Annotated in this window: 11 protein-coding genes and 1 riboswitch; of the genes, 4 read left to right on the top strand and 7 right to left on the bottom strand. The window is 72.0% G+C overall.

What is annotated here, in order from left to right:
• Nucleotides 1-4 precede the first annotated feature (4 nt).
• Nucleotides 5-1063 carry a LysR family transcriptional regulator gene (locus AB0M26_RS07040; RefSeq protein ID WP_365255732.1) on the bottom strand — a complete coding sequence of 353 codons (1059 nt, stop codon included), beginning with the start codon at nucleotides 1061-1063 and terminating at the stop codon, nucleotides 5-7.
• Between the two features lie 70 nt (nucleotides 1064-1133).
• On the opposite strand from AB0M26_RS07040, the gene AB0M26_RS07035 reads away from it, so the two are divergent.
• On the top strand, nucleotides 1134-2312 hold the full coding sequence (locus AB0M26_RS07035; RefSeq protein ID WP_365255729.1) for a TDT family transporter: 1179 nt from the start codon (nucleotides 1134-1136) through the stop codon (nucleotides 2310-2312).
• Here the strand turns inward: AB0M26_RS07035 and AB0M26_RS07030 are convergent.
• The gene (locus AB0M26_RS07030; protein WP_365255726.1) at nucleotides 2239-2964 is read right to left on the bottom strand and encodes a helical backbone metal receptor; all 726 of its coding nucleotides are present in this window, start codon (nucleotides 2962-2964) and stop codon (nucleotides 2239-2241) included. The genes AB0M26_RS07035 and AB0M26_RS07030 overlap by 74 nt on opposite strands.
• A 117-nt stretch (nucleotides 2965-3081) precedes the next feature.
• Nucleotides 3082-3246, top strand: a riboswitch (cobalamin riboswitch).
• 144 nt (nucleotides 3247-3390) lie between these two features.
• Between AB0M26_RS07030 and metE the strand changes: the two genes are divergently transcribed.
• The 3 genes from metE to AB0M26_RS07015 all read left to right on the top strand — a co-directional run bounded on the left by metE (nucleotide 3391) and on the right by AB0M26_RS07015 (nucleotide 8467).
• Nucleotides 3391-5709, top strand: coding sequence for a 5-methyltetrahydropteroyltriglutamate--homocysteine S-methyltransferase (gene metE, locus AB0M26_RS07025; protein ID WP_365255723.1), 2319 nt, complete (start codon nucleotides 3391-3393; stop codon nucleotides 5707-5709).
• 629 nt (nucleotides 5710-6338) lie between these two features.
• Nucleotides 6339-7244 carry a 5'-3' exonuclease gene (locus AB0M26_RS07020; RefSeq protein WP_365255887.1) on the top strand — a complete coding sequence of 302 codons (906 nt, stop codon included), beginning with the start codon at nucleotides 6339-6341 and terminating at the stop codon, nucleotides 7242-7244.
• A 368-nt stretch (nucleotides 7245-7612) separates the two neighbouring features.
• The gene (locus AB0M26_RS07015) at nucleotides 7613-8467 is read left to right on the top strand and encodes a siderophore-interacting protein (protein WP_365255720.1); all 855 of its coding nucleotides are present in this window, start codon (nucleotides 7613-7615) and stop codon (nucleotides 8465-8467) included.
• A gap of 462 nt (nucleotides 8468-8929) precedes the next feature.
• On the opposite strand, the gene AB0M26_RS07010 is transcribed toward AB0M26_RS07015, so the two are convergent.
• The 5 genes from AB0M26_RS07010 to AB0M26_RS06990 all read right to left on the bottom strand — a co-directional run bounded on the left by AB0M26_RS07010 (nucleotide 8930) and on the right by AB0M26_RS06990 (nucleotide 14604).
• Nucleotides 8930-11785 carry a DEAD/DEAH box helicase gene (locus tag AB0M26_RS07010; protein ID WP_365255717.1) on the bottom strand — a complete coding sequence of 952 codons (2856 nt, stop codon included), beginning with the start codon at nucleotides 11783-11785 and terminating at the stop codon, nucleotides 8930-8932.
• A gap of 45 nt (nucleotides 11786-11830) precedes the next feature.
• A complete protein-coding gene (locus AB0M26_RS07005) occupies nucleotides 11831-12727 on the bottom strand; it encodes a diacylglycerol kinase (RefSeq protein ID WP_365255714.1) in 897 nt (298 codons plus the stop codon).
• A gap of 145 nt (nucleotides 12728-12872) precedes the next feature.
• Entirely contained in the window at nucleotides 12873-13826 is a 954-nt protein-coding gene (gene tatC, locus AB0M26_RS07000; protein WP_365255711.1) for a twin-arginine translocase subunit TatC, read from the bottom strand.
• A gap of 56 nt (nucleotides 13827-13882) precedes the next feature.
• Complete coding sequence (gene tatA, locus AB0M26_RS06995; protein ID WP_365255708.1) at nucleotides 13883-14173, bottom strand: Sec-independent protein translocase subunit TatA; 291 nt, start codon at nucleotides 14171-14173, stop codon at nucleotides 13883-13885.
• Between the two features lie 209 nt (nucleotides 14174-14382).
• Nucleotides 14383-14604 carry a hypothetical protein gene (locus tag AB0M26_RS06990; protein ID WP_365255705.1) on the bottom strand — a complete coding sequence of 74 codons (222 nt, stop codon included), beginning with the start codon at nucleotides 14602-14604 and terminating at the stop codon, nucleotides 14383-14385.
• Nucleotides 14605-14615: the final 11 nt, after the last annotated feature.

Genomic DNA, 14615 nt, shown 5'->3' with positions numbered 1-14615 from the left:
CACCTCAGCCCCCGCGGCGCGTCAGCGACAGCAGGTCGCGGGCCGGGCCCGCCGGACGGCGGCCCGCGGGCCAGACCGCGCGCAGGTCCCGGCGCAACAGGACGCCCTCGACCGGGACATGGACCATCCGGCGTGCGGCCAGCTCCTCACCGACGACGAGTTCGCTGACCACCGAGGGACCCGCACCGCTGAGCACCGCGGACTTCACCGCCGTCGTCGACGACAGCTCCAGCAGGGGCTCGGCGAGCCCACCGCGGTCGGCAAGGGCCGAGTCGAGGACCTGGCGCGTACCGGAGCCGTGCTCGCGCAGGATCAGCGGGGTCTCGGCGAGTTCGTCCGCGGCGACCGGTCTCCGGCGACGCGCCCATCGGTGCCCGGGGGCCGTGACGACGACGAGCCGGTCGCGCCCGATGACGGCGCCGTCCAGTCCGCCGGGCACGTCGATGCCCTCGACGAACCCGAGGTCGGCCTCGTCGGCCAGCAGACGCTCTGCGACCGCGGCGGAGTTCCCCGCCAGCAGCGAGACGGCCGTACCGGGGCGCTGAGCCCGTAGCGCGATCAGCCAGCCGGGCAGCAGGTACTCGGCGATGGTCATGCTCGCGGCCACCCGCAGGCGCGAGTCGCGGCGGGCGCGCAGCGCTTGGGCCCCCGCGTCGAAGACCTCGGCCGCGTCGACGATCCGGCGCGCCCAGTCGGTGACGAGAACACCGGCGTCGGTCAGGCGTGAGCCGCGCGGTGAACGGTCCACGAGGGCCACGCCCAATTGGCGTTCCATGGAACGGATCCGGCTGCTCGCCGCCGGCTGGGTGATACCGAGTTCCTTCGCCGCCCGGCCGAGGCTGCCCAGGCGTGCGACGGCCAGCAGCAGTTCCAGCGCGCCCAGCTCGGGCACCCGGTGCGCCAGCGACACCGGGACCGCGTCCGTGTCCGCGCCCGCCGTTCCGCCGCCGTCACCGCCCGCACCCGTGCCCGTGCCGGCTGGGGCGGGTCCGCTCCCGCGCGCCCGCCCGCGTCGCGGTGTGCCGCTGCCCGCCGCCCCGGGGTCACTTCGCCGCTTGGCCATAAGCCGAGTTTATGTCCCCATAACCCGACGGTCCCTGGTGGGCGTGCGCACACCGCCCAAGGGTGTTCACATGACAGCCCTTGCACCTCCGCTCTCCGGCCGGCCGCCCGTGTCCGCCCCCGGGCCCCGTACGCGTCCCTCGCCGCGCGAGCTGGGCCCCAACTGGTACGCCACGGTCATGGGCACCGCCGTCGTGGCCACCACCGCGGCCGGACTGCCGCTCGGACCGGCCGTGCAGCCGTGGCTGAGGGCCGCCGCCACCGTCGTATGGGCGGTGACCGCGCTGTTGCTCCTCGGGCTGCTGTCCGCGAGCGCCGCACAGTGGATACGGCACCCCGGCCGGGTCCGCGACAGGCTCCTCGACCCCGCGGTGGCGCCGTTCTACGGCTGCCCCGCCATGGCGTTCCCCGCGCTGGGCGCCGCGACGCTCGGCGTCGGAGGGGACGTCATCGGCGGTGGGGCCGCCCTCGTGACGGCTGCCGTTCTCTTCGCCGCGGGCACCGCGACCGGCCTGGTGGTCGCGACCGCAATCCCGTACCTGATGATCACCCGTCACCGGACCGGCCCGGGATCGGCCACCCCCGTGTGGCTGCTGCCCGTCGTCGCGCCCATGGTGCCCGCGGCGCTCGGCCCGCAGCTCGTACCGCACCTGCCGCCGGGACAGGCGCGAGAAGCGCTGCTGCTGGGCTGTCTCTCGCTCTTCGGGATGAGCCTGCTCGCCACGCTGCTGATCCTTCCGCTGGTGTTCGCCCGGCTCGTCCACGACGGGCCACTGCCGCTCGCCCTGACCCCGTCGCTGTTCCTGGTCCTGGGGCCGCTGGGCCAGTCGGTCACCGCCACCGGCCGGCTCGCGGACGCGGCACCCGGCGCGGTGGCGGCCCCGTACGCCGGGGCGCTGAGCGCGTTCGGGGTGCTCTACGGCGTTCCGGTACTGGGGTTCGCACTGCTCTGGCTGGCTGTCGCCGCCGCCCTGACCGCACGGGCGGTGCGGCGCGGAATGCCGTTCGGCATGACCTGGTGGGCATGCACCTTCCCCGTCGGCACCTGCGTCACCGGCTCCGCGGTCCTGGCCCGGCACACCGGGCTCGTGGCCTACGGATGGCTGGCGGTCGCGCTGTTCGTACTCCTGGTCGCGGCCTGGGGCGTGGCGGGATTCCGTACGGTCCGGGGCGTCCTCAGGGGTGAGCTGCTCGCAGCGCCGCGGCGAGCACGGCCGGGGCCTGCGCCAATGACGGCCCGTACCAGGTGAGATGGCGGCCGCTGACGAGCGCGCACGGCAGCCCGGGAAACGCCTCGGGGCCGTCGTCGGGCGTGAAGACGTAGGGCTCGTCGGGCAGCACCACCAAGTCCGGGCCGGCAGCCAGCAGTTCGCCGACCGGGATCTTCGGATAGCGGTCCGCGTGACCGGCGTAGAGGTTGGCGACGCCGAGGCGGGAGAGCACATCGCCCGCAAAGGTGTCCCGGCCGAGCACCATCCACGGCCGCCGCCAGACCGGCACCACAGCACGCCTCGCCGTCGGGGAGCCGGGTGCGGGCAGATCCCGCCAGGCCGCCTCGGCCTGGTCCAGCCACCGCGGCCTGTCCAGTCCGCAGCCGCCCACCAGGATCCGCTCCAGCTCCGCGAACGCCTGCTCCAGCGTGCGGATTTCGGTCACGAGGACCTCGATCCCCGCCGCACGCAGCGCGGCCAGGTCGGGCTCGCGGTTCTCCTCCTCGTTGGCGAGGACGAGGTCGGGCGCGAGACCGGTGATCGCGGGCACGTCCGGATTCTTGGTGCCCTTGACCCGTACGACGTCCAGGTCGGCGGGGTGGCTGCACCACGCGGTGGCACCGACGAGCAGCCCCGGCGCCGTGGCGGCCACGGCCTCGGTCAGCGACGGCACCAGCGATACGACGCGCATGGTGCTCACCCTACGCACGGTGCACACCCGAAGGCACACGGGCCGCGGAGCGGCCCGGCCCAGGCGTTACGCTGTCCCTGCAGCCGGTTCGCCCCGTCAGCCGGACGGGAGCGTCGCAAGAGGGAACCCGGTGGGAATCCGGGACTGCCCCGCAGCGGTGTGCGGGAACGACCGCCGTCATACGCACTGGACGCCGTCACAGCGTCCGGGAAGCGACGGCCAGTAGGTGCCTGGCGCAGAAGAGCACGTGAACGCCGGGCCTGCCCGCGAGTCCGAAGACCTGCCGCTGCTCGCACCCCGCGGTGGGGTGCGGCCATCCGGGACCTCGAGGGCGGGTCGGCGGCAGCGAGCAGCGGCGCATGTGCGCCCCCGCTCTCGGCGTGCTCCGCCTTCCCGAGGTCTGTCGAACTCGCGAAGGAGAGTTCCGTGACCGAGATACAGACCGCGCGGGCGGCGCACGGGCGGGCCACCCTGCACGGCTATCCCCGCCAGGGGCACGGCCGGGAGCTGAAGAAGGCCGTCGAGGGCTACTGGGCCGGGCGCGTGACCGAGGGCGAACTGCTGGGCACGGCCGCGCAGTTGCGCGCCGACGCTCGGCGCGAGACGGCCGGGTCGGGCATCGAGGAGATCCCCACGGGGGACTTCTCGCTCTACGACCATGTGCTGGACACCGCATGGGCGGTCGGCGCCGTTCCCGCCCGGCACCGCGCGGCCGGGCTCGGCGAATTGGACACCTACTTCGCCATGGCGCGGGGTGCGGCGGATGTGCAGCCCCTGGAGATGACCAAGTGGTTCGACACCAACTACCACTATCTTGTACCGGAATTGAGTCAGGACACCGTCTTCTCCCCCGACTCCCGCAAGCAGACGGCCGAGTTCACCGAGGCCCGTGACGCCGGATACGCCGCCCGGCCGGTGCTGCTGGGCCCCATCAGCTTTCTGCTGCTCTCCAAGCCCGCCCCGGAGGCCTCCCCCGGCTTCGAGCCGCTGACGCTGCTGGACCGGCTGCTGCCGGTGTACGCCTCCCTGCTGGACGATCTGCGCGAGGCGGGGGCCGAGTGGGTGCAGTTCGACGAGCCGGTGCTCGTCCAGGACCAGCCGGGCGCGGTGCTGAGCGCGACGGCCCGCGCCTACCGGGAGCTGTGCGCAGCGCCGGTGCGACCGAAGGTGCTCGTCGCCTCGTACTTCGACGCGCTCGGCGACGCCCTGCCCGTTCTGGCGGACTCCCCCGTCGAAGGGCTGGCCCTGGACTTCACCGGACCCGCCGCGTCCAACCTCGAGGCGCTGGCCGCCATAGGGGGTCTGCCGGACCGCCGCCTGATCGCGGGCGTGGTCGACGGCCGCAACGTCTGGGCCGCCGACCTGGAGCGGGCGCTCTCCACGCTGGCCACACTGCTCGGTCTCGCGGGCCGGGTCGACCCGTCACCGTCCTGCTCGCTGCTTCACGTGCCGCTGGACGCGGCCGCCGAGCGCGATCTGGACCCGCAGGTCGCGCGCTGGCTCTCCTTCGCCCGCCAGAAGACGGCGGAAGTGGCCGTCCTGGCAAGGGCGTTGCGCGAAGGCCGGGACGCCGTCGTACCCCAACTGGCCGCCTCACGCGCCGCACTCGCCTCCCGCGCGGGATCCGCCCTCACCCGCGACGCGGCCGTCCGGGATCGCTGCGCGGCGGTGACCGGCGCCGACACCCGGCGACCCCAGCCGTACGAGGAGCGGGCGGCCGCCCAGCGCGCCCGGCTCGGCCTGCCTCTGCTGCCAACGACCACGATCGGATCCTTCCCGCAGACCTCCGAACTGCGCGCCGCCCGTGCCGCCCTGCGGACCGGCCGCCTCGGCGAGGACGGGTACCGGGAGCGGATCGAGCGGGAGATCCGGAACGTGGTCGCGTTCCAGGAGAAGGCGGGGCTGGACGTGCTGGTGCACGGCGAGCCCGAACGCAACGACATGGTCCAGTACTTCGCCGAGCAGCTGGGCGGCTTCCTCGCCACCCGCCACGGCTGGGTACAGTCCTACGGCACGCGCTACGTCCGTCCGCCGATCCTCGCCGGGGACGTGTCCCGCCACGCGCCCATGACGCTGACGTGGACGCGGTACGCCCAGTCCCTGACGGAGCGTCCGGTCAAGGGGATGCTCACGGGCCCCGTCACGATGCTCGCCTGGTCCTTCGTACGCGACGACCAGCCGCTGGCCGACACCGCCCGCCAGGTGGCCCTCGCCCTGCGCGACGAGATCGCCGACCTGGAGGCGGCGGGCACGGCCGTGGTGCAGGTCGACGAGCCCGCGCTGCGCGAACTGCTCCCGCTGCGCCGGGCCGCCCGCCCGGCGTATCTGGAGTGGGCCACCGAGGCTTTCCGGCTGGCGACGGGCGGCGTGCGTGCGGACACCCAGATCCACACGCACATGTGCTACGCGGAGTTCGGCGAGATCCTGGGCGCCATCGAGGCACTGGACGCCGACGTCATCAGCCTGGAGGCGGCACGGTCCCGGATGGGCATCGCGCGCGAACTGGCCGACGCGGACTATCCGCGCGAGGTCGGCCCGGGGGTGTACGACATCCACTCACCGCGTGTCCCGTCCGTGGAGGAGATCGCGGATCTGCTGCGGCGGGCGCTCGGCGCTCTACCGCCGGAGCGACTGTGGGTCAACCCCGACTGCGGGCTCAAGACCCGCTCGCCGGAGGAGGCGGGAGCGGCGCTGGAGAACATGTCCGCCGCGACCCAGCGCGTACGGCCATCGCTGGGGGTGTGACCCCGGCCCCGCAAGTGCCACGGTTCCCGACGGGACCTGACGGCCGGGTACCGCACGGGAGTTGATGTGCGCGTCCCTCCCGCTCGCCCCCGGGGGGACGAGCGGGAGGGACCGCGTCGGCAGCCTCCGGGCCGCTGGGAAGAGGAGAGCAGCGGCTCCGGTGCTGCCGGTCGAGGCAAAGCCCTTGACGGGGACCGTCCTGGCCACCACGTCAGGGTGAGCGTCCATCCGGCGGCGGACCGACCGAGCGGACGCGGCGCGGCTCGCGGGGCCGGGATGCTCGTTCTGCGGCCTGGACACACGTACCTCGCGGGGTCGGGCCACGACCCGACTCCCCCGGCACGGGTCGTATACGCGCCTGCCCAAAAGGTTGAACGACAAACCAAGGTGATCCACTTACAAAAGGTGATCCACTCACAAGCGGAACTGATCCCTCAGGTGACGGCCACGGCGGTGGGGCTTTCGGGAGCGGCCGGCGCGCGCGGGTGAGGCTTCGGGGAGTCGGGCGCCTGCTAGCAGGGGCTTCCCGGAGTCGGGGCCCCGCGAGTGGCTTCCGGGAGCGGCCGGGGCGCTTCACCGGGTGGTGTGTCGGTGCGGTACGGCATCATGCGGATGTGACCCGACGCCTGATGCTCCTCGACAGCGCCTCCCTGTACTTCCGCGCCTACTTCGGCGTCCCCGACTCGGTCAGGGCCCCCGACGGCACCCCGGTGAACGCGGTGCGCGGACTGCTGGACTTCATCGCCCGGCTCGTCCATGACCATCGGCCCGACGATCTGGTCGCCTGCATGGACGCGGACTGGCGGCCGCACTGGCGAGTGGAGCTGATTCCCAGCTACAAGGCGCACCGCGTCGCGGAGGAGGTCCCCGAGGGCTCAGATGTCGAGGAGGTCCCCGACACCCTCTCCCCCCAGGTTCCGGTGATCGAGGATGTGTTGGACGCGCTGGGCATCGCCCGTATCGGTGTGCCGGGCTACGAGGCCGACGACGTGATCGGCACCCTGTCCGGTCTCTCCGGCGGCCCCGTCGACATCGTCACCGGCGACCGCGATCTCTTCCAGCTCGTGGACGACGCGCGCGGTGTGCGCGTGCTCTACCCGGTCAAGGGCGTCGGCACGCTCCAGGCCGTCGACGAGGCGTGGCTGCGCACGAAGTACGGCGTGGACGGACCGGGATACGCGGATCTGGCCCTGCTGCGCGGCGACCCGAGCGACGGGCTGCCCGGCGTTCCGGGCATCGGCGAGAAAACCGCGGCCAAGCTTCTGGCGGAGTTCGGCGACCTCGCGGGGATCATGACCGCGCTCGGCAACCCGATGGCGAAGATCAGCCCAGCGCTGCGCAAGCGCCTGGAGGAGGCGCGGGACTACATCGCGGTCGCGCCCAAGGTCGTCCATGTCGCCTCTGACGTCCCCTTGCCGGACCACGATCCGGCGCTGCCGCGCACCCCGCGCGACCCGGTGGCGGTCGAGGAGCTGGCGGCGCGGTGGGGGCTGGGCGGAGCCCTTCAGCGCCTGCTCACAACACTGCAGGGTTGAGGGCTCGGGGAGGGCTGGCCTGAGGGACGAGCCCCGGCGCTGGGGTTCTCCGGGACCACGAGGGACACCCAGGGCAGGGACACCCGGGGCAGGGGCTCCCGGGGACCTCCGGGGCAGGGGCTCCGGGAGACCGCCGCCAGGGACACTCGGGGACCTCCCGGGGACGGGGCTCCGGCGGCTCGGGGGACGGGGACTCAGGGGCCCGGCGATGGGGCGGCGGCGCCGGGGGCGGGACGTCGGCCCCCGCCGAGTCGGGTGCCGCCGGGCCGTCCGTGGAAGGGCCGGGCGCTCGGGTCGCGCGTCGCGGGGCCGGGCCTGTTAGGTTAGGTCTACCTAACCAATAAGCCCGTGACGCAGGGGGAACCACCGTGGCAGACCGACCGGCCCGCAAGAAGCCCGCCCTCAACCGGGCCCAGGTGCTGCGCAAGCAGCAACTCACCCCCCACATGATGCGGGTGGTGCTGGGGGGCGGGACCCTGTCCGGATTCGGCGCGGGCGAGTACACCGACCACTACGTCAAGCTGCTCTTCCCGGTGGAGGGCGTGACCTACCCCGAGCCGTTCGACATCGAGGCCGTACGCCGCGACATGGCGCGGCACCACTGGCCGGTCACGCGTACGTACACCGTCCGGAACTGGGACCACGAGACGCGCGAGCTGACCCTCGACTTCGTGATCCACGGGGACGAAGGTCTGGCCGGGCCTTGGGCCGCGAGCGTGAGGCCGGGCGAGGAGATCCTCTTCCTCGGCCCCGGGGGCGCCTACGCCCCCGCCCCGGACGCCGACTGGCACCTACTGGCCGGCGACGAGAGTGCCCTGCCCGCCATCGCCGCCGCGCTCGAGCGCATCCCGCAGGGAGTTCCGGTCCATGCCTTCGTGGAGGTCGACGGTCCGGAAGAGCAGCAGGACCTGCGCGTTCCGGAGGGTGTGGAGGTCGTTTGGCTGCACCGAGGTACGGCCCCGGTCGGCAAGGCGCTCGTGGCGGCCGTACGCGCACTGGACTTCCCCGAGGGCGACGTGCAGGCGTTCGTCCACGGCGAGGCCGGGTTCGTGAAGGAGATCCGGCGACTTCTGCGGGTGGAGCGCGGAGTGCCGCGCGAGCGCCTGTCGATCTCGGGCTACTGGCGGATCGGCCACAACGAGGACGGCTGGCAGGCGTCCAAGAAGGAGTGGAACGCGCAGGTGGAAGCGGAGCAGGAGCCTGCGTCCGCGTCGGCGTCCTGAACCCCGCACCTCACGCCGCATCCTCCGCGTCGACGTCCTGAACGCCGCTCTCCCAACACCGCACCCAGGACGCCGCCCTCTCCCAACACCGCACCCAGAACGCCGCCCGCCCCAACACCGCGCCCAGATCCCCTCTCCCTCAACCCGCGTCCCGCGAGACCGCACGAGGGTTAGGGCCGGGCTCCCGAACCCCGGTGGCCTGAGCGGAACCCCCGTGGCGTGAGCGGAACCCCCGTGGCGTGAGCGGAACCCATAAGCGGACTTCCGGCGCCGCATCGATACCTGACCTGCCGAACCCGGCACCGTGTCCAAGAAGTCGGTGTGCCGTTCGGGGCGCATAGGGCCTCAATCCTCCGACGCCACGGTCCTGTTCGAGTGGTGCACCCTGCCTGACTCCACCGTTCCCCCTGTCGCCCCTGACGCCCCGCCACCCGGCAGGACGTCAGGGGACCGCAGCGCGTCTCAGCCCACCGACGAGTACGCGACCACCCCGCGCAGCAGCCCGTCGACCGCCCGTCGCGCGTTCCGGCGCACCGGGCTGCCGTCCGGGGCAGCCTCGGCGATCTGCCCGAGGACGTCGATGACCTGCTTGCACCAGCGCACGAAGTCGCCCGCCGGCATGTCGGTCTCGGTGAGCACCGCATCCAGACCGTGCCCCGACGCCCATCGGTAGGCCGCCCAGGCGAAGCCGAGATCGGGCTCGCGCTGGCCCACGCCCTCCGACTCGCTGATGCGGTGCTCCTCCTCCTTGGCGTCCAACCGCCCCCAGATGCGGACCATTTCACCGAGGGCATTCTTGGCGTTGCCGGTCGGCAGCTTGGGCGGCAGCGCGTCGTCCGCGGCCCTCGCCTCGTAGACCAGCGCCGACGCGCACGCCGCCAGCTCGGCCGGCTTCAGGTCCTCCCAGACGCGCTCCCGCAGGCACTCGGAAGCGAGGAGGTCCAGCTCGCCGTACAGCCGCGCCAACCGGCGCCCGTCCTCGGTGACCTCGTCGCCGTGGAGATATCCGAGGTCGGAGAGCAGGGCGTAGACCCGGTCGAAGGTACGGGCGATGGTGTTCGTACGGCCCTCGATGCGCCGCTCCAACTGGCGGGTGTCGCGCTGCAGCCGCTGATGGCGCTCGGCCCAGCGGGCATGGTCCTCGCGGTCGTCGCACCCATGGCAGGGGTGAGCCCGTATCTCGGCGCGCAATCGTGCGATTTCCTGGTCGTCGGCGGCCACGGAGCGCTGCTTGCGGTGTCGCTCGGGGACGATGTGCCCGGCCTTGGTCCGCAGCGCGGAGGCCAGATCGCGGCGGGACTGCGGGCTGCGCGGGTTGAACGACTTCGGCACCCGCATTCGCTCCAGCGCCTCGACCGGCACCGGGAAGTCCATCGCGGCGAGGCGCTTGACCTGCCGCTCGGCGGTGAGCACGAGCGGCCGGGGGCCATCGTGGTGCTCGAATCCGCGGTGGCCGTTGGCCCGTCCGGCGGGCAGCCCGGGGTCCAGCACCAGTGCCAGCCCCGCGTACTTGCCCGTGGGCACATGGATGACATCCCCCGGTTTGAGCTTCTCCAGGGCGACGGCGGCGGCCGCGCGGCGCTGGGCCGCGCCCTGCTTGGCCAGCTCGGTCTCGCGGTCCTTGAGCCTGCGGCGCAGCAGGGCGTACTCCTCGAAGTCGCCCAGGTGGCAGTTCATGGATTCGCGGTATCCGGCCAGCCCCTCCTCGTTCTTCTGCACCTGCCGGGAGATGCCGACCACCGAGCGGTCGGCCTGGAACTGTGCGAAGGACGTCTCCAGCAGTTCGCGCGAGCGGTGCCGGCCGAACTGCGAGACCAGATTGACCGCCATGTTGTACGACGGCTTGAAGGAGGAGCGCAGCGGATAGGTGCGCGTACCCGCGAGGCCGCCCAGCGCGATCGGGTCCATCGCGCGCTGCCACAGCACGACCGCGTGCCCCTCGACGTCGATGCCGCGGCGTCCCGCGCGACCGGTGAGCTGGGTGTACTCCCCCGGCGTGATGTCGGCGTGCTGCTCGCCGTTCCACTTGACGAGCTTCTCCAACACCACCGACCGCGCGGGCATGTTGATGCCGAGGGCGAGGGTCTCGGTGGCGAAGACGGCCTTGACCAGCCCGCGGACGAACAGCTCCTCGACGATCTCCTTGAACGTCGGCAGCATCCCCGCGTGGTGGGCGGCAGTACCGCGCTCCAGGGCCTCCAGCCACTCGAAGTAGCCCAGCACATGCAGGTCTTCGTCCGGAATGGCGGCGGTGCGCTCCTCGACGAGCGCCCGCACCTTCGACCGCTCCTCCGGGCCGTTCAGCCGCAGACCCGCGTGCAGGCACTGCTGAACGGCCGCCTCGCACCCGGCCCGGCTGAAGATGAAGGTGATCGCGGGCAACAGGCCCTCGGCGTCGAGCCGGTCGATGACCTCCACCCGGCTGGGCGTCCAGATCCTGCTGCGCTGGCGTCGCTCGCGCTCGCGGTCCGCTTCGCGCATGTTCCGCCCGCGGCGTCGGTCCCGGCCGCCCATGGGCCGGCTGTTCTCCATCCGGGCGAGCCGTACGAGATCGGGGTTGACCTCGCGCCTGCCGCCGCTTCCCGGAGCGGACCGGGCCTGGCCCCCGCGGGCGGCCCCGTCCGAGCCCTTCTCCTCGAAGAGGTCGTACATCCGGCGGCCCGCGAGCACGTGCTGCCACAGCGGAACGGGGCGGTGCTCGGAGACGATCACCTCGGTGTCACCGCGGACGGTGTCCAGCCAGTCGCCGAACTCCTCGGCGTTGGAGACCGTGGCGGAGAGGGAGACCAGGGTCACCGACTCCGGGAGATGGATGATGACCTCCTCCCAGACGGCACCGCGGAAGCGGTCGGAGAGGTAGTGGACCTCGTCCATGACCGCATAGCCGAGGCCGACGAGGGCCTGCGAGCCCGCGTACAGCATGTTCCGCAGGACCTCGGTGGTCATGACGATCACCGGGGCCTCGGAGTTGACGCTGTTGTCCCCCGTCAGGAGGCCGACCTTCCCCGGCCCGTAGCGCTTGACGAGGTCGTTGTACTTCTGGTTCGACAGGGCCTTGATCGGCGTGGTGTAGAAGCACTTGCGGTTCTGGGTCAGCGCCAGATGGACGGCGAACTCGCCGACGATCGTCTTGCCTGAGCCGGTGGGCGCCGCGACCAGCACGCCCTTCCCGGCCTCCAGGGCCTGGCACGCCTCGATCTGGAAAGGGTCGAGATCGAAGTCGTACATCTCGCGGAACGGGGCGAGCGCCGTGGCCTGCTCGGCGGCGCGAACCCGAGCCCTGGCGTAGCGCTCGGCAGGTGAGAGGTCCTCGGTCATCGTGCCTACGAGACTACCGGCCACCTCGGACAGTGGTCTCGATCATTAGGGCGAAGGCGACAGGATGCGCACCGCTCCGGGGACGACACGCGCGGTCAGGGGAAGCGGGCCGAGCGGCTCGCCGTCCGCGTAACCGGTGATGCCCGGGGCCTCCAGGGTGATCTCGGCGACACGGTGCACGGTCACCGCCGGATGGCCGAGGTGGGTCCCCTTGTAGACCTTGGGGAAGACCTTCAGCAGCTCGGTCCGGCTGCAGTCCCCGACCACCGTCACGTCGAAGAGCCCGTCGTCCATCTCGGCCCCCGCGCAGATGCGCATGCCCCCGCCGTACGAGGTCCCGTTGCCGACCGCGACCAGGGTCGCCTCGACCTCCTGCGCCGGTCCGCCGTCCAGGCGTATGCGGTACGGGATGGGGCGGAAGGCGGCCAGTTCGACGACCATCGCCATGTCGTACTTGAAGCGCCCCGCGGGCCATGTCATGCGATTGCCTCGGTCGTTGACGCGGGAGTCGAAGCCGGAGGCGAGGACGGTGCCGAACCACCGCTCTCCCGCCCACCCCAGATCGATCCGCCTGGTCCGCCCCTCCGTGAGTGCCTCGGCCGCGAGTCGGGCGGCGGCCGCGGGATCGCGCACGGGCAGGCCGGTGGCGCGGGCGAAGTCGTTGCCGGTGCCGACGGGCACGACGCCGAGCGGGACGTCCGTTCCCCCGACTGCTTGGAGCGCCAGGGAAACCATGCCGTCACCGCCGACGGCTATCAGGGCTCCGGTCCGCCGGTCGACCGCTTTGCGGGCCTGCTCGAGACCGTCCTGGGCATCGGTGCCCACCACGGTCCGTACGGAGAATCCGGCCGTCTGCAGCACCTCGGCGGCCGGAAGGGCCACCTGTCCCGCGCGGCCGCGGCCGGCTGCGGGGTTCACGAAGAGAGTGATCTCGCTGGTCACGGACGGGACCCTACTGGTGAGTCAGCTTGCGCTGAAGACCCTGGACCATCTTCCCTGCAGGGCTTTCAACGCACGTCCCCACACGGCGTCCCGACACGGCGTCACCGGAGGGCTAACCGGTCAGGACACGGGGGCCGGGACGTCCTCAGGTGACGTCGTCCAGGCCCTCGCGGCTGACCTCCCGGCCCGATGCCTGCTCGGGCAGTGCGGCCGGCGACGTCACGGGCTCCACCTGTCCGACGGCCGCGGGGGTGAGGTCCAGCTCGGAGGCCTCGTCGTCGGACGGGCCCTCCGCAGCGGCCCGGGCCGCGCGGAGATCGTGGAGCAGCGCGACCCCCACGGCCCCGAAGTAGAGGACGACGATGGGGGCGGCGAGCGCGAGCATCGTCACCGGGTCGGTGCTGGGGGTGATGACCGCGGAGAAGACCGTGATGCCCATGACCATGCCGCGCCACCAGCCGAGCATGCGCCTGCCTGTGATGACGCCGCCGAAATTGAGCAGCACGAGCAGCAGCGGCAGCTCGAAGGAGAGGCCGAAGACCACGACCATACGGGTCACGAGGTCGAGGAGCTTGTCCAGCGGCAGCAGGTTGTCGACCCCGAGCGGGGTGAACTCGATGAGGACCTTCGCGGTGGTCGGGAGCACCCGGTAGGCGAAGTAGCCTCCGATGAGGAAGAGCGGGAACCCGGCGCCGACGAAGCTCAGCGCGTACTTTTTCTCGTTGCGGTGCAGGCCCGGCGCGAGGAAGGCCCAGAGCTGGTAGAGCCAGACCGGGGACGCGAAGATCAACCCGGCCATGAGGGACACCTTCAGAGCCAGCGTGAAGGGACCGAGCAGGTCCATCATCACGATACGGGCGCAGGTGTCGCCCCTGTCCGCCTGGGCGAGTTTGCTGAACTTCAGATCACAACCCACCGACTCCAGCACCGGTTTGGTGATGAAGTCGATGATGCTCTCGTAGAAGAAGGCGGCGACGACCGCGGCCACAGTGATGGCCAGCAGGGACTTCACCAGCCGGTTGCGCAGCTCACGCAGATGCTCCACAAGGGGCATCCGCCCCTCGGGGTCCCTCTCCTGTTTGCGGGCGGACTTGAGCAACCCACGTCCTCATCTCGTGCAGCGGACCGGCGCCGGCCCGCCCCGATCGGCTCCGGTCAGCGCTTGGTCGTACGGTCGGACGGCTCGTTCACCGGACGCGAACTGGTGACGTCGCCAGGAGCCGCCTGGATCGTACGGTGCGGGGGCTGCGCCTGGTCGGACGGCGGGTCCGCGGGAGCCGAGGACGACTGGCCACCCTCGGACTTCATCGCTTTGGCCTCGCTCTTGAGGATGCGGGCGGACTTGCCGAGGGAGCGGGCCATGTCCGGAAGCTTCTTCGCACCGAAGAGCAGAATGATGACGACGAGGATGAGAACGATCTCGGTAGGTCCGAGCCTTCCGAACATAAGCGTTTACCTTCTCACCGAGGCGACATGGGGTGGTCCTGCCCGACCGGCCGGGTTTGTGTCCGACTGCCCGCGCTGGCAGCGATCGTAACCCCCAGGGGTAAACGATCGGCAATGCCCGTGCATACGGCCGATTGCGGCCCTTCGCCTCGCTCTTCGGGCCGCTCCTGTGCAGCGTACCGTCCGGGTCCTCCCGGCTGGAGACCGCATCAGGTCCGGTACGGGAACCGTCCGGCCGCCGTTTCCCGCGCCGTGGAGGCGAGCGGGAGCGCCGACCGCTCCAGGCCCTCCGCGGCGCGGGTGATGCGCTCGGAACTCTCCGCGACCTGCCGGGCCAGCCTCCGCACTTCGACGAAGACCCGGATCGCGAGGACTCCGAGCACGGCGATTCCGCAGAAGCCGAGGGCGATGGCGAGCATGGGCCAGAACATGGGGCGAGCCT

The organism is Streptomyces sp. NPDC051776 (genome assembly GCF_040681345.1).
Lineage (GTDB): Bacteria > Actinomycetota > Actinomycetes > Streptomycetales > Streptomycetaceae > Streptomyces.
The sequence above is the reverse complement of the archived record's forward strand: the minus strand, read 5'-3'. Positions and strand labels throughout refer to the sequence as shown.

Bases quoted from the DNA above. Each gene is read 5' to 3' on its own strand.
- AB0M26_RS07020 (WP_365255887.1), top strand. From the start codon at position 6,339: ATGCTCCTCGACAGCGCCTCCCTGTACTTCCGCGCCTACTTCGGCGTC.
- AB0M26_RS06990 (WP_365255705.1), bottom strand. From the start codon at position 14,604: ATGTTCTGGCCCATGCTCGCCATCGCCCTCGGCTTCTGCGGAATCGCC.
- AB0M26_RS07035 (WP_365255729.1), top strand. From the start codon at position 1,134: ATGACAGCCCTTGCACCTCCGCTCTCCGGCCGGCCGCCCGTGTCCGCC.
- AB0M26_RS07030 (WP_365255726.1), bottom strand. From the start codon at position 2,964: ATGCGCGTCGTATCGCTGGTGCCGTCGCTGACCGAGGCCGTGGCCGCC.
- tatA (WP_365255708.1), bottom strand. From the start codon at position 14,173: ATGTTCGGAAGGCTCGGACCTACCGAGATCGTTCTCATCCTCGTCGTC.
- AB0M26_RS07040 (WP_365255732.1), bottom strand. From the start codon at position 1,063: ATGGCCAAGCGGCGAAGTGACCCCGGGGCGGCGGGCAGCGGCACACCG.
- AB0M26_RS07010 (WP_365255717.1), bottom strand. From the start codon at position 11,785: ATGACCGAGGACCTCTCACCTGCCGAGCGCTACGCCAGGGCTCGGGTT.